Source organism: Mycobacterium sp. NGS68, assembly GCF_059812195.1.
This window is the reverse complement of the sequence record NZ_JCALCE010000106.1, coordinates 1-215: the sequence shown is the minus strand read 5'-3', so window position 1 is coordinate 215 and position 215 is coordinate 1. Positions and strand designations below refer to the sequence as shown.

The 215-nt window shown below is 62.8% G+C and carries 1 protein-coding gene; it reads left to right on the top strand.

Annotation, left to right across the window (positions count from 1 at the left end; translation table 11 throughout):
• The coding region (locus AC5Y5V_RS31455; protein ID WP_499943005.1) for a protein kinase domain-containing protein at positions 1–215 on the top strand (215 nt) is incomplete at both ends.

Sequence of the window (215 nt, the reverse complement as noted above, 5' to 3'; positions counted from 1 at the left end):
GCCCACAGCATCGGACTGATCCACCGCGACATCAAACCCTCCAACATCCTGCTCGACGACCGCGACTTCGCCTACCTCATCGACTTCGGCATCGCCCGCATCGTCGATGACACCCGAATGACCAAGACCGGCAGCACCATTGGCACCTTCGCCTACATCGCCCCCGAACGGCTCAGCCTCGAAGGCGACGAGGACGCCCGCGTCGACATCTACTC